The following is a 19,826-nucleotide window of genomic DNA, read 5'->3' as shown; positions in this document are numbered from 1 at the left end:
ACCATGCACACCACGCCGATTAATCTTTTCACCTGACTTATTCATGAACAACGGAAACCGCCTGGCTGCAGTGGACTTGGGCTCCAACAGCTTCAGGCTCGAAATCGGACGGGTGGACCACGGCGAATTCCAGCGCACCGAATACCTGAAAGAAACCGTGCGCCAAGGGGGCGGGCTCGACGAAGAGCGCAACCTCACCCCGGCCGCCATGCAGGCCGGATGGGAGTGTCTGGCTCGGTTCGGGGAGCGTTTGGCGGGCTTCAAGCCGCACGAAGTCAAAGCAGTTGCCACCCAAACCTTGCGTGAAGCCCGCAACCGCGACGTATTCCTGGAAAAAGCCAACGCCGTGCTGGGTTTTCCGATCGACGTGATTTCCGGCCGGGAAGAAGCCCGGCTGATTTACCAAGGCGTGGCACACATGCTGCCCGCCAGTGATGAACGCCGACTGGTCATTGATGTGGGGGGCCGCTCCACCGAACTCATTCTGGGGCAAGGCCTGGTGCCCGGCACCATGGAGTCCTACCGCGTGGGCAGCATTGCGTGGTCCAAACGCTACTTCCCGGACGGCACCTTCTCCCGCAAAGCATTTGAGATTGCCGAAGTCGCCGCCAAAGCAGTATTGGATGAAGCATTCGATGCCTACCACCCGGACCTGTGGGACACCGCATACGGTTCCGCAGGCACCGTGGGCGCCATTGGCGATGTGCTGGTGGCCGCCGGCTGGCCTGAAGGCGTACTAACCCAGGAGGGCTTGGACTGGCTGCTGGAGCGACTGGTAAGCGCGCAAAGTGCGGACCGCCTGCGTATTGCCGGCATGCGTGAAGACCGCCGCGCCATCATTGGCGGTGGCCTGAGCGTGATGCGGGCTATTTTCAGCCTGCTGGGAATTTCAGAAATGCAACAGGCCACCGGCGGTTTGCGCCACGGCCTGATCTGCGATCTGACCGGCGGTGCACGCGACTATGGCGACCTGCGTGCCAAAAGCGTGCAACGGTTAGCATCCAAATTCAATGTGGACACCACCCACAGCGCACGCGTGGCCAAGGTCGCGACGCAATTGCTCCAACAAATGCTGGGCACCTATGAAGCTCCTGAGCCGGAACGCCTGTTGCGCAAGTTGGCTTGGGCGGCGGAGTTGCACGAAATCGGCAGCCATATCTCGCACAGCGACTATCACAAGCATGGGGCCTACATTCTGGATAACGCAGATGCTGCCGGCTTCTCGCTGTCTGAGATGCACCGCCTGAGCCTGCTGGTGCTGGGGCACCGCGGCAAGCTGCGCAAACTGGAACCGGTGCTCACCCAGGATGATTTGGTGCTGCAACTGATTTGCCTGCGCTTGGCAGTGATTCTGTGCCACGCACGACGCGACCCGGACCTCAAGGGCATGACCCTGGCAGCCGGAGCTGCAGGCAGCCACGAGGTGCATTTGAATTGCCGTACGGCTTGGGCGACTGCCTACCCGCAAAGTGCCCACCTGTTGCGGGAAGAAGAGCTCGCATGGCAAAAAACGCCATGGACTCTGCACATCAGCGGAATCTAAGCCAGCACTGTTTCGTGTAAACCGGTAGTGGACAGTTTGGCCTCGTGCTTGGCCATGGCGGCCAGGTTGGCCACGTCCTCCGCACGGGTGAAGTGCTGACCGTCAACCACCACAGCCCCGATGGACAAAGTGGTACAGGGGAAAAACCGTCGTACCCCGTGCCTGTCCTCGGCTTCGATTCCCCCCGCCGCACGCGCGTTGTCGTCAAACAGGGCGCGGGCCCGCTCGGCAAACTCGGCCACCAGACGTTCGCAGCGTTCACGCCAATCGGTGCTCTGGAACAACAAAATAAAGTCATCGCCCCCCACGTGCCCCAGGAAATCCCGCTGGGAATCACATTGCTCCATCGCGATACGGGCAAGCAGACGAATCATCTCGTCGCCCCGCCAATAGCCGTAATAGTCGTTGTAAGGCTTGAAGTGATTCAAATCCGCGTAACAAGCCACAAAGCACGCCTGCTTCTTGAGAAGGCGTTCGATATGCTGGGTGATGGGAATATTTCCCGGCAGAAACGTGAGTGGATTGGCGTGCCGGGCGGCTTCAATGCGCGTCTCGGTCACCGAGCGCACCAGCTGGTCTCCGGTGCCCAAGCCCACATAGCGACCGTTCTCTGTAGCAATAAAACCATCACTCAGGTAGCGCTGATCCTGTGAGGTCAGAATGCCCACCAGCTCATCCACGCTGTGCTCCCGCTCAATCAGGCGGGGCTCAGGGTTGGCGTGCACCACACAGGGTTTGCGGCCCCACACCTCGCGGTAATACAGCTTGGTGTATTCGTTCATGAACTGTGCCCTGTTGATAATGCCCACAGGACGCTCGCCCTGCAGCACTGCCACCGCATGCAAAACCGGGTTTTCCAAAAATATCCGTGCCAGCGTGTCATTGTTGGTGTCGGGCGTCACGGTAGGCGCCTTCAGCAGCGACAGGCTGCGCAAATGCCCACCCTGCGAAATGCGGCCCAGCTCCGGCAGTACTACCACCTGACGCTCTGCCAATACACGCCGGGGCTCTTCCGGCAAAGTTTGTAGCGGACTCCCCTCAGGGCGCCCCAGAAAATAGCCTTGGCCGTACTCAATGCCCACGTCTCGCAGCACCCGCAAGTCTTCGGCGGTTTCAATGCCCTCCGCGACCAGGGCGGTACCAAAGATGTTGGCAATTTGCTGCAGCGCCTGGATGGTTTTGAGCTTGTCACCATGGGCGCTGATGTTGCGGGTGAAGTACTTGTCAATCTTCACTACCTCCGGCTTGATCTGGGACCAAAGACGCAAGCTGGAACGGCCATCACCGAAATCATCCAAGGCGAGAGACAAGCCCGCAGAACGGACCTCATTCACCACCTCGGCCAGACGATCCATGTTCTCCACACGCTCGTGCTCGGTAATCTCCAACACCAGCATGCGGGGGATCACATGGAAATCCTGAATCCAATGCAGCAAGCCTTCGCGCCCACGCGAATCAAAGGCCTTGATCAGCGCCTCGGCACTGATGTTCACAAACAAGCGTCCCGCGGTTTTGAGGCGCCCCCAACTGCTCAGGGTTGCAGCAACACAGGCGGTCTCCAGTTCATAGGAAAGACCTTCCTGGACCGCGGCAATCAACAACTTGTCCGGAGTGTGCAGAGCACTGCCCTGAGGCCCACGTATCAGAGCCTCATGCGCATAAACAGCCCCATCATCCAATTTAATGATGGGCTGAAAAACGGGGTACAACGCATTGCGTTGCAGTATTGCCTCCAGGGGTCTTGGCCCGCTGTTGGTAGGCATGTTGCCCTTGACCAAACGCAACTGGGTTGACTGCATGGCGAGCTTCCAAACGACGTAGGGGCTGCGATTTTCCCGCCGATGAATGACAGTGAAGTGACAAAACCTCTTCATCCCTGCCCGATTCATGTTGAATCCCGGGTGCTTTCATTCACACAAAACATGAAACGGTATAAACTGTATATACCGTTTAACAAAGGAGTGCCCTGCATGACAACTACCGAACAAAATCCAACCATCACCCCCACAGTTACTGCTGAGCAAAGTGCTGCACCTGCAAAAACTGCAGCAAAGCCGGTAGCCAAGGCAGTGCCAAGCAAGCCTGCTAAAAAAGACATCGCCAAACCTGCGACCAAGCCTGTCAAGAAAGTAGCTGCAAAGCCCGCTGCAAAAGCTCCCGCCAAAGCGGCCCCGCAGGCCGTTGCAAAGGCAGCACCCAAAGCTACCGCAAAGCCAGCTGCAAAACCAGTTGCGGCCAAAGTTGCTACCAAGCCGGTCGCTAAAGCCACCAAGCCTGTTGCAAAGCCAGTGACCAAACCTGTGGCAAAGCCAGCAGCCAAGGTGGCCACCCCCAAAGTGGAAAAAGCGAAGAAACCCAAGATGGTTCGTGACAGCTTCACCATCCCCAAGAATGAATATGACGTGCTGGATGTGTTGAAAATGCGTGCCGCCAAGCTGGGCAGCCCGGTCAAGAAAACCGAACTGATCCGCGCCGGCATGAAAGCCATCGCCGCCTTGAGTGACGCAGCTTTCAAGGCTGCCCTGTCCGCAGTGCCCAGCCTGAAAACCGGCCGCCCTGCAAAAGGCAAAAAGGTCTGATTCAGGCCTGTGCTGAGTGCGCTGACGAGGTCACAGCACCTCGGGTGACTGCACTGTCACCACCACCGTTTGCCCGACGCCGTCGCGCTCCCGGTGGCGCAGCCACCAGAGTGCGCCCTTCTTCACGGCGCACTCGCTCTCGTTCAAACCCAGCAGACGGGAAATCGTCTGCCCCAATGTCGGTTGGTGGCCGACCACCACCACACATCCTTTGGCGTTGGGCCACTGCACCAAGCGCAACAAATCATCCACATTGCTGAGCGGCGCCAAGGAAGAGTGGGTCTTGTACTTGCGCTGCAAGGCCATGGCCGTTTGCTCGGTGCGGGTTGCCGGGCTGGCCCAGATCCTCGCGCCATCCGGCAGTTGCCGGTCCAGCCATGCTGCCATGCGAGCAGCTTGCTTTTCGCCTTTGCTGGTCAGTGAGCGCAGCATGTCGTCACCGACCAGGTCAAGATCTATGGCCTCTGCGTGCCGCCACAAAATCAGGTCCATGCCTTGGTTCCCCCTCAGCGTTTCTCGAAGCGGCCGTAGCGGTCCATCAGCGCTTTTTGCGCGCTATGGGCGTTGCCCTGCTCCACCGAGCCATTGCGGTAGTACAACCCATCCGCGTGCATGTCCCAGGCGTCCACGCCGTCATGCAAATAGGCCACCAGGCATTCGTCTACCAGGCGTTGCCGCAAGCCTTCATCCGTGACCGGCCACGCCACTTCTACACGGCGCACCATATTGCGGTTCATCCAGTCTGCACTCGAGAGGTACAGCTCGTCTACTGCATCGATACGGAAGTAAAACACCCGCGAGTGCTCCAACAACCGGCCAATGACCGAGCGGACCCGGATGTTGTCGGTGTAGCCCGGAACCTGCGCCGGGAGAATGCAGGCACCCCGCACGATCACGTCAATCTTGACGCCCTGCTGACCGGCAGCGATCAGGCTTCGGACCAGTGCCTCGTCCGTCAGCGAGTTCATCTTCGCCACGATGCGAGCGTCTTTCCCGGCCGCTGCTGCACGGCCCAGCGCGTCGATCTTGGCAATCGTGTTGCGGTGCAAATGGAAAGGCGCCATCCACAGTCTGGACAAACGCGGCAGCTTGCTCTGACTGGCCATGTGCACGAACACATGCTCCATATCGGTGGTGATGGATGCATCGGCAGTCAGGTGGCTGATGTCGGTGTACAAACGCGCCGTGCGCGGGTTGTAGTTACCGGTGGACAGGTGCCCATAGCGCTTGAGGTTTTTGCCCTCACGGCGGGTGATCAGCATCATCTTGGCGTGGGTTTTGAGGCCCACCACCCCGTACACCACTTGGGCTCCAATGGATTCGAGCATCTCCGCCCAGTTGATGTTGGCTTCTTCGTCAAAGCGGGCTTTGAGCTCCACCACCACTGTCACTTCTTTCCCGCGGCGCACGGCCTCCCGCAGCAACTCCATCAGCTCGGAATCTGAGCCCGTGCGGTAAATAGTTTGCTTGATGGCGAGCACCTTGGGGTCGTTCACCGCTTCGCGCAGGAAAGACAGCACACCATCGAAGCTTTCATAAGGCTGGTGAATCAGGATGTCACGCTCTTTGAGCTGCTCAAAGATGGAGCGCCCCGGATGCATCAGAACCGGAAAGTTAGGCTTGTACGGTGAGAAGCACAAATCGGGACGTTCGGCCAAGTCGATCAACTGGGTCAGGCGCACCAGGTTCACCGGGCCATGTACCCGGTACAGCGCTTTCGCTGGCAACTCAAACTGCTTCAGCAAAAAGTCCGCGAGGTGCTCGGAACAACCTGCAGACACCTCCAGGCGGACGGCCTGCCCGTAGTGCCGGTGCTCCAGGCCTTGGCGCAGCGCCATGCGCAAGTTCTGTACATCGTCCTCGTCCACCGCCAGATCAGAATGCCGCGTCACGCGGAATTGCGAAAACTGCCAGACCTCCCGTCCGGTAAAGAGCTCGGCCAAGTGCGCACGAATGACGCTGGAAAGTGACACAAACGAGGCCTTGGCCCCAGCCACCTTGTCAGGCATGCGGATAAGGCGCGGCAATACCCGCGGTACTTTCACAATCGCGATTTCGTTTTCGCGACCGAAGGCGTCTTTGCCGGTCAAACGCACAATGAAGTTGAGCGATTTGTTGGCTACCTGCGGAAAGGGGTGCGAAGGGTCCAGCCCCACCGGGATCAGCAAGGGGCGCACTTCTTTTTCAAAGTACTGCTTCACCCATGCACGCTGCGCCGCATTGCGCTCGCCGTGCGACATGATGCGGATGCCTTGTGCCTCGAAGGCCGGCATCAGTTGTTCGTTGTACAGCGTGTACTGGCGGCTCACCAGCTTGTGCAGCGAGTCAGCCAAACGGTCAAAGCTGGCGACCGAGTACTGGCCTTTTTCGTCCCGGGCACGTGCGGCACTCAAATGCGGTTCTGCGCGGACTTCAAAGAACTCGTCGAGGTTGCTGGAGACAATGCACAGGAAACGCAGGCGCTCCATCAACGGCACGTCTTCACGCACCGCCCAGTCCAGCACACGCTCGTTGAAAGCTAAAAGACTAAGGTCGCGGTCCAACAGACGAGGGTCTGCAATGGAGGAGCGATCCTGAAAAGAGGTCCACATAGCGTTTTACAAATGACTGATAAATGTCAGATTTTTGACGCTTAAGATGACATATTTATGACGTCTACCGCACCAACCGCTGCGCGCTGAAGACGTGTGCCGGCGCGGGCAGGAACCAGATGGCCCGCAAACATGAGCGAAGCATACGCCCAACTGAACTGCAGGGCCTGGCTGCGCGCTTCATGGCGTGGGACGCTGAGCGCACCATACCAGGCTTGCTGCAAATCACTGTGCGTTACGCCACCCTGTGGTGGCACACCCACCACTTCGGTCGGACCCTCCACCGGGTAGGCGGCCACCGGTGTGCCGCAGGCCATAGCCTCCAACATCACCAGCCCGAAGGTTTCGTGCTGGCTGGGCATGACAAACACATCGGCCGCGGCGTAGACCTGCGCCAACTCGGCACGTGGCAACACCCCCAACCAACGCACCATGGGATAGCGCTCGCGCAGATCTTTTTCCAACGGCCCGACGCCGCATACGACCTTGGTGCCCGGCACATCGAGCTTCAAAAAAGCTTCGATGTTCTTTTCATACGAAGCCCGGCCTACAAACAAGGACACGGGTCGTGCCATCGCCCCCAGAGGCGCGTACACCTGCGGAGCATCCTGGTAGCTGAAGAGGCGGGTATCCACCCCATGTGTCCAGCTCCGCAAATTGCGAAAGCCTTTGTCGTGCAGCAGGCGCAGCATGGCAGAGGTAGGCACCAGCACACCGGATGAAGGTTTGTGGAAATGCCGGAACAGCGCATAGCCGATCCACAAAGGCACTTTGAGTGCGGCCTTCAGAATCTCGGGAAACCGGGTGTGATACGCCGTGGTGAACGCCAAGCCCCGCTTGCGGCAGTAACTCCGTGCAGCCCAACCCAGCGGGCCTTCGGTGGCCAGGTGGATGGCATCGGCATTGGCGGCGTCCAGCATCTCAGCCAGGGGCTTGGCCGGGCGCACTGCGATGTCGATGCCATCGTAGCCGGGGCAAGGCCGGGTGCGGAACAAACCGGGGTGGATGACATGTACCGCATGCCCCAAGGACTCCAGCTCGCGCACCAGCTCAACCAGCGTGGTTACCACGCCGTTCACCTGCGGAAGCCAGGCGTCTGTGACCAATACCAATTTCATGCCACGGTTCCCTGCAAGGGTGCAGGCAACAAAGCCGCCGCCGGTTTGGCGGGTGTGTCGCCCCATTGGACCAATTCCAATTGACCGTCCATATGCTCTACCAGCGCGGTGCGGCTCTCCACCCAGTCACCATCGTTGCAATACAAGGTGCCGTCAATCGTGCGCATTTCAGCGCGGTGGATATGGCCGCACACCACACCGTCGTGCCCCCGGTTGCGGGCCTCCTGGGCCACTGCCTTTTCAAAGTCCGTCACGTAGTTGAGGGCCATCTTCACTTTGTGTTTCAAGTAGGCCGAGAGTGACCAATAGGGCAGCCCCAAGCGGGCACGCCAATGGTTCAAATGGCGGTTCATCCGCAGGGTGAATTCGTAGGCATAGTCACCGGTGTAGGCCAGCCACTTGGCGCGCTGAATCACCGCGTCGAAATAGTCGCCATGGGTGACCCAGAGCTTGCGCCCGTCGGCGGTGGTGTGCACCGTGTCATCGTGCACTTCGATGCCGCCGAACTGGTGACCCACAAACGCGCGTGCAAACTCGTCGTGGTTACCGGGAATGAACACCACACGGCAACCCTTGCGGGCGCGGCGCAAGAGCTTTTGCACCACATCATTGTGGGCCTGGGGCCAGAACCAGCGGCGGCGCAGTTGCCAGCCGTCAATGATGTCGCCCACCAGATACAGGTTATCGCTGGGGTGGTGCTTCAGGAAGTCCAGCAGCGGCTTGGCTTGGCAACCCGCCGTGCCCAAATGGATGTCTGACACAAACACCGCGCGGTAGCGGCGGTGGCCCACATCATCGTCGGTATCGGGGCCTTCGGCGCCCGTCACCAATCCATGCAAGTTGGCTCCCAGGGCGTCGAATGTGCTGCGCATTACGCCCCCAGGAAGTGCTTGCGGTAACGGGCCGGCAGGTCCGCGATGCGCATGAGCATCGGCAGGTCTGCGGTGTTGAAATCCGGGTCCCAGGCCGGCGCGCCCAGCACTTTGGCACCCAAGCGCAAGTAGCCTTTGATCAATGCAGGCGGCTCCACGTCCAGTGTGCTGTCCAGCTGTTCAATCGGCAATGGCAAGCGGGGACGCACGTGGTAGTCAATCGGTGCCAGGTGGGTGGCTTGCACCTGACGCCAGATGCTGGCTGCAACATCGCCGCTCACCACACCGTTGTGCAGCATGGGGATGCTGGCGCAGCCGATCATGGAGTCCAACTGGTTGCGCACCATGAACTCCGCCAACGCGCCCCACAGCGCCATGATGACGCCGCCGTGGCGGTGATCCGGGTGCACGCAGCTGCGGCCCAGTTCCACCATGCGCTCACGCAAGGAACGCAGGCGGGTCAGGTCGAATTCGGTGTCGCTGTAGAAGCTGCCCACGCGCTTGGCCTGGGCAGGGGTCAGCACGCGGTAGGTGCCTATCACTTGACCGGTGGCCTGGTCGCGCACCAGCAGGTGCTCGCAGAAGTTGTCAAACAAATCGACATCGTGTCCGGCCAAGGGAGTGTTCAGTCGGGCACCCATCTCGCCGGCAAACACATCAAAACGCAGGCGCTGGGCGGCACGCACATCGTCCTGATGGCGGGCCCACTGCACTTCAATGCCGGTGGCGCGCTCGGCCAGTTTCAGGGCAATGGGTACCGCTGCTGCCGGCATGGCGGGTGCCTGGATGGTGGGCGAAGCCAGCGTGGGCGTGGTGTGGATGGCGGTACTTGTCATTGTTATCCCCTTCTGTGAGTGCGGTTTCAATGAACATGAAGTGTGGTCAGACGCCATGACCCGGACGTGGCAGTAGCGTGAAGTTTTCGTGACATGCCATTCGTCAGGTCGATCAATTCAATATTTCAAGTATTATTGAAACATGAACACTGACATCGATGCCGCTTCGAACGAAGCCCGGACCCTCAAAGCCCTGACCGCCCTGGCGCAGGCCCAGCGCCTGCGCATCTTCAAGGCACTGGTGGTGGCCGGGCAGGACGGTTTAACCCCCGGCGTACTGGCGGAGCAACTGGGCTCCACGCCCAGTGGCCTGTCGTTTCACCTGAAGGAACTGGCCCACTCTGGCCTGATTGACAGCGAACAGCGCGGACGCAACCTGATTTACCGCGCCAACTTCGCCCGCATGAACGGCGTGCTGGCCTACCTGACCGAGCACTGCTGCCAGGGCGCTGCCTGCGAGGTGAGCATCACGGCCAATGCTTGCACCACCTGCTAGAGATAGCAAATATCAAATCTGCTTCCAGCGCACATAAAACATGCGCAAGCAGCTCCTGAATTCATAGCAAAACTTTCATTTACGTTCCACTCGCAAAGGAAGCCACCATGTCTGCCAAACCCCTCAACGTACTCTTTTTGTGCACCCACAACTCGGCTCGCAGCATCCTGGCTGAGGCCACGCTCAACCACATCGGCGGCGGCCGCTTTCAAGGCTTCTCGGCCGGCAGCAGCCCGCGCGAGAACCAGCAGCCCAACCCCATCGGCCTGCGAACCCTGCGCAACGCCGGCATCAGTGTGGACGGCCTGCGCAGCAAAAGCTGGGACGAGTTCGCCCTGCCCGATGCACCCCACATGGACCTGATCATTACCGTGTGCGACAACGCCGCAGGCGAAGTCTGTCCCTTCTGGCCCGGCAAGCCCGCCACCGCCCACTGGGGCTACGCCGACCCGTCTGCGGGTGATGGCAGCGACGAACAGAAGGCTGATGCCTTCAAAAACACCCTGCACGCCATCCATCGCCGATTGGAGTTGTTGGTTAACCTGCCGGAAGAGAAGCTGGACGCCATGGTGCTCCAGCGCACGGCCAAGGAGTTGGCAGCAGCATGAGCGAACCGACTCCACTGCCCAAGCAACTGCTTGCAGAGTTCACAGGCACCGCCGCCCTGCTCTGCGCCGTCATAGGCTCCGGCATCATGGCCCAACGCATCAGCGCTGGTAACGACGGCGTGGCGCTCTTGGCCAACACCCTGGCCACCGTGTTCGCGCTCTACGTGCTGATCGAAAGCCTGGGGCCCGTGTGCGGCGCCCACTTCAACCCGCTGGTCACCCTGGTGATGTGGTCAAAAGGGCAAATGACGCACGCCAATAGTGCGCGAGCAGCTACTCTTTTTATAGCATCCCAACTCTCGGGAGCCGTGGCGGGTGCGGCGCTTGCCAACGCCATGTTCGAGCTGCCCCTGCTGCACTTCAGCCACCACCTGCGCGGCGGCTGGGACGCTGTCGGCCAATTCACCGGCTGGGGCCAATGGGTCGCCGAGGTGGTCGCCACCGGCGGGCTGCTGTTCACCATCCTGCGCGCGCCCGAGGGCAAAGCGCCCGCGCTGGTGGCCTGCTACATCGGCGCGGCCTATTGGTTCACCGCCAGCACCTCGTTTGCCAACCCCGCCGCCGTCATGGGCCGCATGTTCAGCGACACCTTTGCCGGTATTGCACCGGCAAGCGCCATCGGCTTTGTGCTGGCGCAAACCGTGGGTGCTGCGCTGGGGGTAGCCTTGGCCCAAGCACTTTCTTCCAAAAAGACTTCTGTATGACCATCACCATTTTTCACAACCCCGCCTGCGGCACCTCGCGCAACACATTGGCCATGATCCGCAACAGCGGCGTGGAACCCACTGTCGTTGAGTACCTGAAAACCCCGCCCACCAAAGCCCGCCTGCAAGAGCTGCTGGCCGCTATGGGCACCGGCCCCCGTGAGCTGCTGCGCGAAAAAGGCACGCCCTATGCCGAGCTGGATTTGGCGAACGAGAAGTGGACCGACGACGAGTTGCTGGACTTCATGCTGGCCCACCCCATCCTCATCAACCGCCCCGTGGTGGAAACGCCCCTGGGCACCCGCCTCTGCCGCCCGTCGGAGCTGGTGCTGGACATCCTGCCCCAGGCCCAGCAAGCTGCCTTCACCAAGGAAGACGGCGAAGCAGTGGTGGATGACAAGGGCCAACGTGTCTGATTTGCTGAGCACCCTGCCCCAGTTGGAGGCTGCGCACTTTCGCCTGCCGGATGCCGCCGCGCTGCGCCCCGCGCCCTCCAACCACGCACCGCGCATTGCTCTGCTGTATGGCTCGTTGCGGCCCCGGTCCTTCAGCCGGCTGCTGACCGAAGAAGCCGCCCGCCTGCTGCAAGCCATGGGCGCTGAGACCCGCATCTTCAACCCCAGCGGCCTGCCCCTGCCCGATGACGCGCCGGACACCCACCCCAAGGTGCAAGAGCTGCGCGAGCTGACACAGTGGAGTGAAGGCATGGTCTGGACCTCGCCCGAGCGGCATGGCGCCATGACCGGCATCATGAAAGCGCAGATCGACTGGATCCCACTCAACAGCGGCGCCGTGCGCCCCACCCAGGGCAAAACGCTGGCAGTCATGCAGGTAAGCGGCGGCTCGCAAAGCTTCAACGCCGTCAACCAGATGCGCGTGCTGGGCCGCTGGATGCGCATGGTCACCATCCCCAACCAAAGCTCCGTGGCCAAGGCCTTTATGGAGTTTGGTGACGACGACCGCATGAAGCCCTCGGCCTACTTTGACCGCGTGGTCGATTTAATGGAAGAGCTGATGAAGTTCACACTGCTTACCCGTGACGCATCGGACTATCTGGTGGACCGCTACAGCGAACGCAAAGAGAGCGCTGAGCAACTGATGAAGCGGGTGAATCAGCGTAGCCTGTAAACCATGAACGCACTTCAGCTCCTGCAGCACCCCACCCGTCACCTGTTCTTCACCGGCAAGGGCGGCGTGGGCAAAACCTCGCTGTCCACCGCCAGCGCGATTGCGCTGGCCGACAGGCGCAGAAAAGTGCTGCTGGTCAGCACCGATGCAGCGAGCAACCTGGACGAAATGCTGGGGATCACACTGGCCAACACGCCGGTGCCGGTACCCGGAGTGCCCGGCTTGTCGGTGCTCAACATCGACCCCGACAACGCGGCCCAAAGCTACCGCGCGCGGGTGCTGGCGCAGATGGACCCGGCCAGTACCGAGGCCGAGCGCAGCCAGGTGCAAGAGCAGTTGTCAGGCGCCTGCACTACTGAGATTGCCGCGTTTGATGAATTTGCCAACCTGCTCAGCGGGGATGCGGCGGGCTATGACCATCTGGTATTTGACACCGCGCCCACCGGCCACACCCTGCGGCTCTTGAGCCTGCCCAAAGCCTGGACCGGTTTTCTGGCAGACAACGACCGCGGCGCCTCCTGCCTCGGGCCGCACTCGGGCCTGAAGATGCAAGAGGCTCGCTTTGCCCAAGCGCTGCAGACCTTGAGTGACCCGGCGCAAACCACCGTGGTGCTGGTCACCCGGCCGGATGTGGGTGCGATTGCCGAGGCCGCGCGCACCTCGCTGGAACTCAATGAACTGGGCCTTCACAACCAGCGCCTGGCCATCAACGGGGTGTTCCATGCCAGTGCCCCGGGTGATGAGGTGGCGACTGCCTTTGAAGCACTGGGTGCCCAAGCCTTGGCCGCCATGCCAGCACACTTGCAGGCCTTGCCGCAAGACCACATTGCGCTGCGGGCGTTTGACACGGTGGGTTTGCCCGCCCTGCGTGCGCTGCTGTCAAACGACGAAACGGCGCCAAGCGCACCAGCATCGCCTCCTGCCAGTTCGGCCAGCCACGCGGCGCCCCAAGCCGCCCACTCGGAGCACACGCTTGCTGCGCTCACAGACGCGCTCGCCGCCTCCGGCCGTGGGCTCATCATGGTCATGGGCAAAGGCGGCGTGGGCAAAACCACCATCGCGGCTGCCATCGCTGCGGGCTTGGTACAGCGCGGTCACTCGGTACACCTGAGCACTACCGACCCCGCCGACCACCTGCAAGTGACCGTGGACGGCAACCTGCCTGGCCTCAAGGTGGACCGCATAGACCCCAAGGCCGAGACTGAAAAGTACATCACCAAAGTGATGGCTGCCAAGTCACCCGGCTTGGATGCTGAGGGCATTGCGTTGTTGCGCGAAGACCTGCAGTCGCCCTGCACTGAAGAGGTGGCCGTGTTCCACGCGTTCTCGCGTATCGTGAGTGAGGCGCGCAGTGCCTTTGTGGTGCTGGACACTGCGCCCACCGGCCACAGCCTGCTGCTGATGGACGCCACCGGCGCCTACCACCGCCAGATGCTGCGTGAGTACGGCGATGCCAACCCTGGCCGCTTGGTTACTCCGCTGATGCGCCTGCAAGACCCGCAACACACGAAGATCGTGCTGGTCACGCTGCCCGAAGTCACGCCCGTGTCGCAAGCGGCCGCGCTGCAGGACGACCTGCGCCGCGCCAAGATGGAGCCCTATGCGTGGGTCATCAACAAAAGCATGTCCGCGGCCGGCACGCAGGACCCGCTGTTGGCAGCACGACTGGCCGGGGAAGTAAAACAGATGGACCGGATTGCCCACGGTTTGTCACAGCACAGCTATGTCGTACCCTGGATGGCCGATCGGCCGGTGGGCCTTGCAGCGCTGGGGGCCTTGACTACGCTATCAAAAGAGTAGCTGCTCGCGCATATTCCACCAGCGCTAGAGGCATTTTTTATTTAAAACTCGGCAGCTGCCTTGCGAAACCCCAGCCGCTTTAAACGCAGCGCCGCCGCACATGCCAGCGTCACGCCGAGCAGCACTTCCGCCCAGATGGTGAGGTTGGTTGCCAGCGTGTGCTCCGAGCACAGGCCCAGGGTGTAGTGCAGCAGGCCGTCTACGCCAAGCAAGCCATAAGCCACCAACAAAACACCCGCCAACCGCGACCATCCCAGCCGGCTAGCCATCAAGGACAGGCCACCCACCGCGGCCACTGCCAACCAGGCCAGGTACACCGACTCCCACGTCATCCACACCGGCAAACCGGGATAGAACGCGATGTATTCGGCGTTGTGCGCAAAGTGCGTGAGGCTGGCGAGGGTGTAAAGGGCGAAGAGGAGGTTCATGGTTCAGCGAAAAATGGGGCCCAAGTTTTCAATGGTCTTTGTTTGTGATGACCTTGTCGCCCCTGCGGGGTTTGCCCGCGCGCCCGGCTTTGGACCAGTCGTAGTCCTGGCCGTCCGGGGTTTTGCCGTCCACCACGGCGTCCACGCCCTGCTTGCCCACGTTGTGTGGGTTCTCGCTGGCCATGGTCACAAAGGTGTAGCCGGCATCGCGCTTTTCCTTGGTGATCTGCAAGGCCTGCACCAGGTCAGCGGTCTCAGCGCCGTGGGATTGGCCCTCGGTGTCGGTCCAGTAGATTTTGAACATGGGGAGCCCTCTTCCATTCAGCGCTTGGCTGCTCAGTCCAGCCACTTTTGCATGAAGCCGGCCTGCCCCATGGCGGGATCCAGCTCGTAGTAGGCAAAGCCCACGCGGCGATACAACTTTTCGGCGACCGTGTTGCCCGACAGCACTTCAAGCGTGAGCTTGCAGGCGCCGCGCTCGCGTGCGATGTCTTCCACCAAGGCCAGCATCTGTTCCCCGATGCGTTGGCCGCGGTAGCCCGCCAACACGGCCACATCGTGCACGTTGACCAGTGGCAGGCATTTGAACGTCGAAAAACCTTCGATGCAATTCACCAAACCAACGGGCACCGAGTCGTCTGCCGATGCAAAGGCCAGCACGCTGTAGGCTTGCGGACGCGCCGCCAATGCCGGCACCAACTGCGCCTTTGCAAAGTCGCTCAGGGGCTCACCGCCACCCATGGGGTCGCTGGCGTAGGCGTCCAGCAGCATGACCAGCGCCGCTGCATGTACGGGGTTAGCGTAATCCGCACGCACGACGCGAATAGAGTGGCTCATGGCTCAGGCCTTCAAGGTGTCTGCAATGCGCTGGGCGCAGCTTTGGGCCAGTGCCGCATCGCGAGCTTCGACCATCACGCGCACCAGAGGCTCGGTACCACTGGCGCGGATGAGCACGCGGCCACTGTCGCCCAGCGCCGCTTCGGCGGCCTTGGTTTCTTCGGCCATGCGGGTGTTGCTCTTCCAGTCCTGACCGGGGGTCAGACGCACATTGATCAGGGTCTGAGGGAACAGGGTCACGCCGGCCAGCAACTCGGCCATGGTCTTGCCGCTGCGCGCGCAAGCTTGCAGCACCTGCAAGGCGGATACCAGCCCGTCGCCGGTAGTGTGTTTGTCCAGCGCGAGCAAGTGACCAGAGCCCTCGCCACCCAAGATCCATTGGTGCTTTTCCAGCTCTTCGAGCACATAACGGTCACCCACCTTGGCCCGCACGAACTGCACACCTCGCTTCTTGAGCGCCACTTCCACCGCCATGTTGGTCATGAGCGTGCCCACCACGCCAGGCACATGTTCGTCGCGGCCCAAGCGGTCATCTGCCATCAAATACAACAGCTCATCGCCATTGAACAACCGGCCGCTGGCGTCTACCAGTTGCAAGCGATCGGCATCACCATCAAGCGCCACGCCGAAATCGGCGCGATGATCTTTCACGGCCTGCACCAGCGCTTCGGGGTGGGTGGCGCCCACGCCTTTGTTGATGTTGAGCCCATCCGGCGAGCAGCCGATGGCAATCACTTCGGCACCCAGCTCGTGAAAGACTTTGGGCGCAATGTGATATGCCGCGCCATGGGCCGCGTCCACCACGATCTTCATGCCCTTCAAGGTCAGGTCATTGGCGAACGTGCTCTTGCAGAATTCGATATAGCGGCCGGCCGCATCGTCCAGCCGGCGGCTCTTGCCCAGGTGGGCGGATTCCACCCACACGGGTGGTTTCTCAAGGGCTGCCTCCACCGCCAGCTCCCAGGCGTCAGGCAGCTTGCTACCCTTGGCGCTGAAAAACTTGATGCCGTTATCAGCGAACGGGTTGTGGCTGGCACTGATCACCACGCCCAGCGAGGCGCGCTGCGCGCGAGTCAAATAAGCAACGCCCGGCGTGGGCAAGGGGCCCAACAGCACCACATCCACACCTGCAGAGTTGAAGCCGCTTTCCAGCGCGCTCTCCAGCATGTAGCCGGAAATGCGCGTGTCTTTGCCGATCAGCACCGTGGGGCGCGCCTCGGTTTCCTTGAGTACATGGCCTACGGCATGCGCAAGGCGCAGCACAAAGTCGGGGGTGATGGGGGCTTGGCCCACGGTGCCGCGTATGCCGTCGGTGCCGAAATATTGTCGTCCCATGATGAAATTCCTGTTCTTTTATGTATTTGCGAGAGCTGCTTTGGAGAGTGGGGGCATTTTTTCAGCCTGCATGGCAGCCAGCACCCGCAGGGCACTGACCGTATCACGCACATCATGCACGCGCACCACATGCGCGCCGTTCTGCACAGCCAACACCGCTGCAGTGACGCTGGGCGCACGGCGCAGTTCGATGTTCATGCCGGCGGCTTGCGCCAGCGAGGTGTGAGCAATGGCCGCCAGTGATGATTTGCGCGACCAACCAGCCAACACGGCATAACCCTGAGGAATAGCTTGTTCCTGGCGGGCCAGCAGTGAAAAATTCTGCTTGACGGTTTTTCCGAATCCTATGCCAGGATCCAGGCAAATCCGAGACTTATCGACCCCCAGCGCCCGCAAATCCTTCGCCGAACGCTCCAAAAACGATAGCACCTGTGGGACCACATCGCCTTCCATGGGTGCTGCCTGCATGGTCTGCGGGTCGCGGTGCATATGCATCAGGCACACGCCGCAGTGGGGGTGCGCTGCAATGACGTCTTGGCCGGTTTTGCCCTGTGCATCGCCCGCCCAGCGCAAGGCCCATACGTCATTGATGATGTCTGCCCCCAAATCCAGCGCCGCCTGCATGACGGCCGGCTTATAGGTATCCACAGAAATCGGCACGCCCAAGGTCACCGCATGGCGAATCACCGGCAACACACGGGCGAGCTCTTCCTCTTGCGATACCGGAGGCGCTCCGGGGCGGGTGGATTCGCCACCAATGTCAAGAATATCGGCTCCGTCTTTCAGCAATTCCTCGCAATGGGCGATCGCTGTATGGCTGGTGGCGTGCAGACCGCCGTCAGAAAATGAATCCGGGGTGACGTTGACGATCCCCATGACGTGGGGACGACTGAGGTCCAGGGAGTAACGGGTGGTTTGCCAATGCATAGCGTTTGATTATCCCCAATGACAACAGGGCCCGAAGGCCCTGCTGTTTTGTGAATAGCAGCGAATCAAGCCGCGTTCGGCGCGGGGTCCGCAGTCACCGGGGTGGCACCGCCACTGCCGCCACCATTGTTGGGGGGCGTACGCGGCGTCCAGTCCTTGGGAGGACGGGGTTCACGGCCGGCCATGATGTCGTCGAGCTGGTCGCTGTCGATGGTTTCCCATTCCAGCAAGGCCTTGGCCATGGCATGCATTTTGTCCTGGTTGTCCTCTATCAGCTTGCGGGCCAGAGAGTATTGCTGGTCGATGATGCGGCGCACTTCTGAATCGACCTTTTGCATGGTCTGCTCGCTCATGCTGGTGGTCTTGGTCACGCTGCGGCCCAGGAACACTTCGCCTTCGTTCTCGGCGTAGACCATGGGGCCCAAGGCATCGGTCATGCCGTAGCGGGTCACCATGTCACGGGCGATGGAGGTAGCACGCTCGAAGTCGTTGGATGCGCCGGTGGTCATCTGCTTCATGAACACTTCTTCGGCAATACGGCCGCCAAACAACATGCTGATCTGATTCAGCATGTATTCGCTGTCGTAGGAGTAACGGTCTTGCGCAGGAAGGCTCATGGTCACACCCAGGGCGCGACCGCGGGGAATGATGGTGACCTTGTGCACCGGGTCACATTTCGGCAAGAGCTTGCCGATCAGCGCGTGGCCGGCTTCATGGTACGCCGTGTTCTTGCGCTCTTCCTCGGGCATGACCATGGTCTTGCGCTCGGGGCCCATGATGATTTTGTCTTTGGCCTTCTCGAAATCCTGCATTTCGACCAGTCGCGCATTGCGGCGCGCGGCCATCAGGGCGGCTTCATTGCAAAGGTTGGCCAGATCAGCACCACTCATGCCGGGGGTGCCGCGGGCAATCACGCTGGCGCTCACGTCCTGGCCCAAGGGCACTTTGCGCATATGCACATTCAGGATCTGCTCGCGGCCGCGGATATCGGGCAGGGTCACATACACTTGGCGGTCGAATCGGCCGGGGCGCAGCAAAGCGGCATCCAGAATGTCAGGGCGGTTGGTAGCAGCCACCACGATCACGCCGACGTTGGTCTCAAAGCCGTCCATCTCCACCAGCATCTGGTTAAGGGTCTGTTCGCGCTCATCGTTGCCGCCGCCCAAGCCAGCGCCGCGTTGACGGCCTACGGCGTCGATTTCATCGATAAAGATGATGCAAGGTGCGTTCTTCTTGGCGTTTTCGAACATGTCGCGCACACGGGATGCACCCACGCCCACGAACATTTCCACAAAATCGGAGCCGGAAATGCTGAAGAAGGGCACCTTGGCTTCACCGGCAATCGACTTGGCAAGCAGCGTTTTACCGGTACCGGGAGGGCCGACCAGCAACAAACCACGGGGAATACGGCCACCCAGCTTTTGGAACTTGCTGGGGTCCTTCAGGAAGTCGACGACTTCCTTCACTTCCTCTTTGGCTTCGTCGCAACCTGCCACATCGGCAAAGGTCACGGTATTGGTGTTTTCGTCCAACAAGCGGGCCTTGCTCTTGCCGAAGCTGAAGGCTCCGCCTTTGCCGCCACCTTGCATCTGGCGCATGAAGTACACCCACACGCCGATCAACAGCAACATGGGGCCCCAGCTGACCAGCAATGTCATGAGCAAAGAGCCTTCTTCGCGGGGCTTGACGTCAAATTTCACGCCGTTATTAATGAGGTCACCCACCAGACCGCGGTCCAGATAGGTGGCCGTGGTGCGTACCTTGCGGTCATCAGCCGTGACGGCCAGGATCTCGGTGCCGCCCTGCCCTTCCTGGATGATGGCGCTTTTGATCTGCTTGTTCCGCACCTGCTCCAGGAAATCGGAATAACCGACCGTGCCCGACGCTGCCGTGCGTGAGTCAAATTGCTTGAACACGGTGAACAGCACCAAGGCGATCACCAACCACACTGCAACTTTAGAAAACCACTGATTATTCAAGCGAAGCTCCAATAAGGACGCGAAGGCCCGTGCTCCGCGTACATG

General features: G+C 60.9%; 21 protein-coding genes. 8 read left to right on the top strand and 13 right to left on the bottom strand.

Annotation, left to right across the window (positions count from 1 at the left end):
* Positions 1-43: 43 nt before the first annotated feature.
* Positions 44-1,543, top strand: coding sequence for a Ppx/GppA phosphatase family protein (locus RAN89_RS10040; RefSeq protein ID WP_313866197.1), 1,500 nt, complete (start codon positions 44-46; stop codon positions 1,541-1,543).
* Here the strand turns inward: RAN89_RS10040 and RAN89_RS10035 are convergent.
* Positions 1,540-3,342 carry a GGDEF domain-containing protein gene (locus RAN89_RS10035; RefSeq protein WP_087497070.1) on the bottom strand — a complete coding sequence of 601 codons (1,803 nt, stop codon included), beginning with the start codon at positions 3,340-3,342 and terminating at the stop codon, positions 1,540-1,542. The genes RAN89_RS10040 and RAN89_RS10035 overlap by 4 nt on opposite strands.
* An 86-nt stretch (positions 3,343-3,428) precedes the next feature.
* Complete coding sequence (locus tag RAN89_RS10030) at positions 3,429-3,863, bottom strand: hypothetical protein (RefSeq protein ID WP_313866196.1); 435 nt, start codon at positions 3,861-3,863, stop codon at positions 3,429-3,431.
* Position 3,864: 1 nt separating this feature from the next.
* Between RAN89_RS10030 and RAN89_RS10025 the strand changes: the two genes are divergently transcribed.
* A complete protein-coding gene (locus RAN89_RS10025; RefSeq protein WP_313866195.1) occupies positions 3,865-4,122 on the top strand; it encodes a hypothetical protein in 258 nt (85 codons plus the stop codon).
* 30 nt (positions 4,123-4,152) lie between these two features.
* Here RAN89_RS10025 and RAN89_RS10020 read toward each other — a convergent pair whose 3' ends face one another.
* Genes RAN89_RS10020 through RAN89_RS10000 form a run of 5 tightly spaced genes read right to left on the bottom strand, consistent with a single transcriptional unit; the run spans position 4,153 to position 9,476 of the window.
* A complete protein-coding gene (locus RAN89_RS10020; protein ID WP_313866194.1) occupies positions 4,153-4,614 on the bottom strand; it encodes a SixA phosphatase family protein in 462 nt (153 codons plus the stop codon).
* 14 nt (positions 4,615-4,628) lie between these two features.
* Positions 4,629-6,713, bottom strand: coding sequence for a polyphosphate kinase 1 (gene ppk1, locus RAN89_RS10015; RefSeq protein ID WP_313866193.1), 2,085 nt, complete (start codon positions 6,711-6,713; stop codon positions 4,629-4,631).
* Positions 6,714-6,754: 41 nt separating this feature from the next.
* Positions 6,755-7,831 carry a glycosyltransferase family 4 protein gene (locus tag RAN89_RS10010; protein ID WP_313866192.1) on the bottom strand — a complete coding sequence of 359 codons (1,077 nt, stop codon included), beginning with the start codon at positions 7,829-7,831 and terminating at the stop codon, positions 6,755-6,757.
* On the bottom strand, positions 7,828-8,703 hold the full coding sequence (locus RAN89_RS10005) for a UDP-2,3-diacylglucosamine diphosphatase (RefSeq protein WP_313866191.1): 876 nt from the start codon (positions 8,701-8,703) through the stop codon (positions 7,828-7,830). Before RAN89_RS10005 ends, RAN89_RS10010 begins: the two co-directional genes overlap by 4 nt.
* On the bottom strand, positions 8,703-9,476 hold the full coding sequence (locus tag RAN89_RS10000; RefSeq protein ID WP_313869372.1) for a GNAT family N-acetyltransferase: 774 nt from the start codon (positions 9,474-9,476) through the stop codon (positions 8,703-8,705). Before RAN89_RS10000 ends, RAN89_RS10005 begins: the two co-directional genes overlap by 1 nt.
* A gap of 205 nt (positions 9,477-9,681) precedes the next feature.
* Here RAN89_RS10000 and RAN89_RS09995 point away from each other — a divergent pair, with 205 nt between their 5' ends.
* The 6 genes from RAN89_RS09995 (at position 9,682) to arsA (ending at position 14,275) form a co-directional block, all read left to right on the top strand.
* Entirely contained in the window at positions 9,682-10,035 is a 354-nt protein-coding gene (locus RAN89_RS09995; RefSeq protein ID WP_313866190.1) for an ArsR/SmtB family transcription factor, read from the top strand.
* A gap of 107 nt (positions 10,036-10,142) precedes the next feature.
* Positions 10,143-10,643 carry an arsenate reductase ArsC gene (locus tag RAN89_RS09990; protein ID WP_313866189.1) on the top strand — a complete coding sequence of 167 codons (501 nt, stop codon included), beginning with the start codon at positions 10,143-10,145 and terminating at the stop codon, positions 10,641-10,643.
* Complete coding sequence (locus RAN89_RS09985; protein ID WP_313866188.1) at positions 10,640-11,347, top strand: MIP/aquaporin family protein; 708 nt, start codon at positions 10,640-10,642, stop codon at positions 11,345-11,347. Before RAN89_RS09990 ends, RAN89_RS09985 begins: the two co-directional genes overlap by 4 nt.
* Complete coding sequence (arsC, locus tag RAN89_RS09980; protein ID WP_313866187.1) at positions 11,344-11,763, top strand: arsenate reductase (glutaredoxin); 420 nt, start codon at positions 11,344-11,346, stop codon at positions 11,761-11,763. The genes RAN89_RS09985 and arsC overlap by 4 nt, the downstream gene beginning before the upstream one ends.
* Positions 11,741-12,475 (top strand): arsenical resistance protein ArsH, encoded by a 735-nt coding sequence (arsH, locus tag RAN89_RS09975; RefSeq protein WP_313866186.1) that lies wholly within the window; start codon positions 11,741-11,743, stop codon positions 12,473-12,475. Before arsC ends, arsH begins: the two co-directional genes overlap by 23 nt.
* A gap of 3 nt (positions 12,476-12,478) precedes the next feature.
* A complete protein-coding gene (gene arsA, locus RAN89_RS09970) occupies positions 12,479-14,275 on the top strand; it encodes an arsenical pump-driving ATPase (RefSeq protein ID WP_313866185.1) in 1,797 nt (598 codons plus the stop codon).
* 41 nt (positions 14,276-14,316) lie between these two features.
* On the opposite strand, the gene RAN89_RS09965 is transcribed toward arsA, so the two are convergent.
* The 6 genes from RAN89_RS09965 to ftsH form a co-directional block, all read right to left on the bottom strand.
* Positions 14,317-14,703: a hypothetical protein gene (locus RAN89_RS09965; protein WP_313866184.1), complete on the bottom strand. Its 387-nt coding sequence runs from the start codon at positions 14,701-14,703 to the stop codon at positions 14,317-14,319.
* Positions 14,704-14,731: 28 nt separating this feature from the next.
* Entirely contained in the window at positions 14,732-15,007 is a 276-nt protein-coding gene (locus RAN89_RS09960) for a hypothetical protein (RefSeq protein ID WP_313866183.1), read from the bottom strand.
* A gap of 32 nt (positions 15,008-15,039) precedes the next feature.
* The gene (locus RAN89_RS09955; protein ID WP_313866182.1) at positions 15,040-15,540 is read right to left on the bottom strand and encodes a GNAT family N-acetyltransferase; all 501 of its coding nucleotides are present in this window, start codon (positions 15,538-15,540) and stop codon (positions 15,040-15,042) included.
* Positions 15,541-15,543: 3 nt separating this feature from the next.
* Positions 15,544-16,875 carry a phosphoglucosamine mutase gene (gene glmM, locus RAN89_RS09950; RefSeq protein ID WP_313866181.1) on the bottom strand — a complete coding sequence of 444 codons (1,332 nt, stop codon included), beginning with the start codon at positions 16,873-16,875 and terminating at the stop codon, positions 15,544-15,546.
* Between the two features lie 18 nt (positions 16,876-16,893).
* Positions 16,894-17,802: a dihydropteroate synthase gene (gene folP, locus RAN89_RS09945; protein WP_313866180.1), complete on the bottom strand. Its 909-nt coding sequence runs from the start codon at positions 17,800-17,802 to the stop codon at positions 16,894-16,896.
* A gap of 65 nt (positions 17,803-17,867) precedes the next feature.
* Positions 17,868-19,781, bottom strand: coding sequence for an ATP-dependent zinc metalloprotease FtsH (gene ftsH, locus RAN89_RS09940; protein ID WP_313866179.1), 1,914 nt, complete (start codon positions 19,779-19,781; stop codon positions 17,868-17,870).
* Positions 19,782-19,826 lie beyond the last annotated feature (45 nt).

Origin of the sequence: Rhodoferax mekongensis (genome assembly GCF_032191775.1) — a bacterium.
Taxonomy (GTDB): Bacteria; Pseudomonadota; Gammaproteobacteria; order Burkholderiales; family Burkholderiaceae_C; genus Allorhodoferax; species Allorhodoferax mekongensis.
Note: the sequence above shows the minus strand (reverse complement) of the source record. Positions and strands in the feature narration are given on the sequence as shown.

Coding starts and splice junctions, on each gene's coding strand:
- RAN89_RS09995 (WP_313866190.1), top strand. CDS start 9,682: ATGAACACTGACATCGATGCCGCTTCGAACGAAGCCCGGACCCTCAAA.
- glmM (WP_313866181.1), bottom strand. CDS start 16,875: ATGGGACGACAATATTTCGGCACCGACGGCATACGCGGCACCGTGGGC.
- RAN89_RS10035 (WP_087497070.1), bottom strand. CDS start 3,342: ATGCAGTCAACCCAGTTGCGTTTGGTCAAGGGCAACATGCCTACCAAC.
- RAN89_RS10005 (WP_313866191.1), bottom strand. CDS start 8,703: ATGCGCAGCACATTCGACGCCCTGGGAGCCAACTTGCATGGATTGGTG.
- RAN89_RS09965 (WP_313866184.1), bottom strand. CDS start 14,703: ATGAACCTCCTCTTCGCCCTTTACACCCTCGCCAGCCTCACGCACTTT.
- arsH (WP_313866186.1), top strand. CDS start 11,741: ATGACAAGGGCCAACGTGTCTGATTTGCTGAGCACCCTGCCCCAGTTG.
- ppk1 (WP_313866193.1), bottom strand. CDS start 6,713: ATGTGGACCTCTTTTCAGGATCGCTCCTCCATTGCAGACCCTCGTCTG.
- RAN89_RS10000 (WP_313869372.1), bottom strand. CDS start 9,476: ATGCCGGCAGCAGCGGTACCCATTGCCCTGAAACTGGCCGAGCGCGCC.
- RAN89_RS10010 (WP_313866192.1), bottom strand. CDS start 7,831: ATGAAATTGGTATTGGTCACAGACGCCTGGCTTCCGCAGGTGAACGGC.
- RAN89_RS09985 (WP_313866188.1), top strand. CDS start 10,640: ATGAGCGAACCGACTCCACTGCCCAAGCAACTGCTTGCAGAGTTCACA.
- RAN89_RS09960 (WP_313866183.1), bottom strand. CDS start 15,007: ATGTTCAAAATCTACTGGACCGACACCGAGGGCCAATCCCACGGCGCT.
- arsC (WP_313866187.1), top strand. CDS start 11,344: ATGACCATCACCATTTTTCACAACCCCGCCTGCGGCACCTCGCGCAAC.
- RAN89_RS10040 (WP_313866197.1), top strand. CDS start 44: ATGAACAACGGAAACCGCCTGGCTGCAGTGGACTTGGGCTCCAACAGC.
- arsA (WP_313866185.1), top strand. CDS start 12,479: ATGAACGCACTTCAGCTCCTGCAGCACCCCACCCGTCACCTGTTCTTC.
- RAN89_RS10020 (WP_313866194.1), bottom strand. CDS start 4,614: ATGGACCTGATTTTGTGGCGGCACGCAGAGGCCATAGATCTTGACCTG.
- folP (WP_313866180.1), bottom strand. CDS start 17,802: ATGCATTGGCAAACCACCCGTTACTCCCTGGACCTCAGTCGTCCCCAC.
- RAN89_RS09955 (WP_313866182.1), bottom strand. CDS start 15,540: ATGAGCCACTCTATTCGCGTCGTGCGTGCGGATTACGCTAACCCCGTA.
- RAN89_RS09990 (WP_313866189.1), top strand. CDS start 10,143: ATGTCTGCCAAACCCCTCAACGTACTCTTTTTGTGCACCCACAACTCG.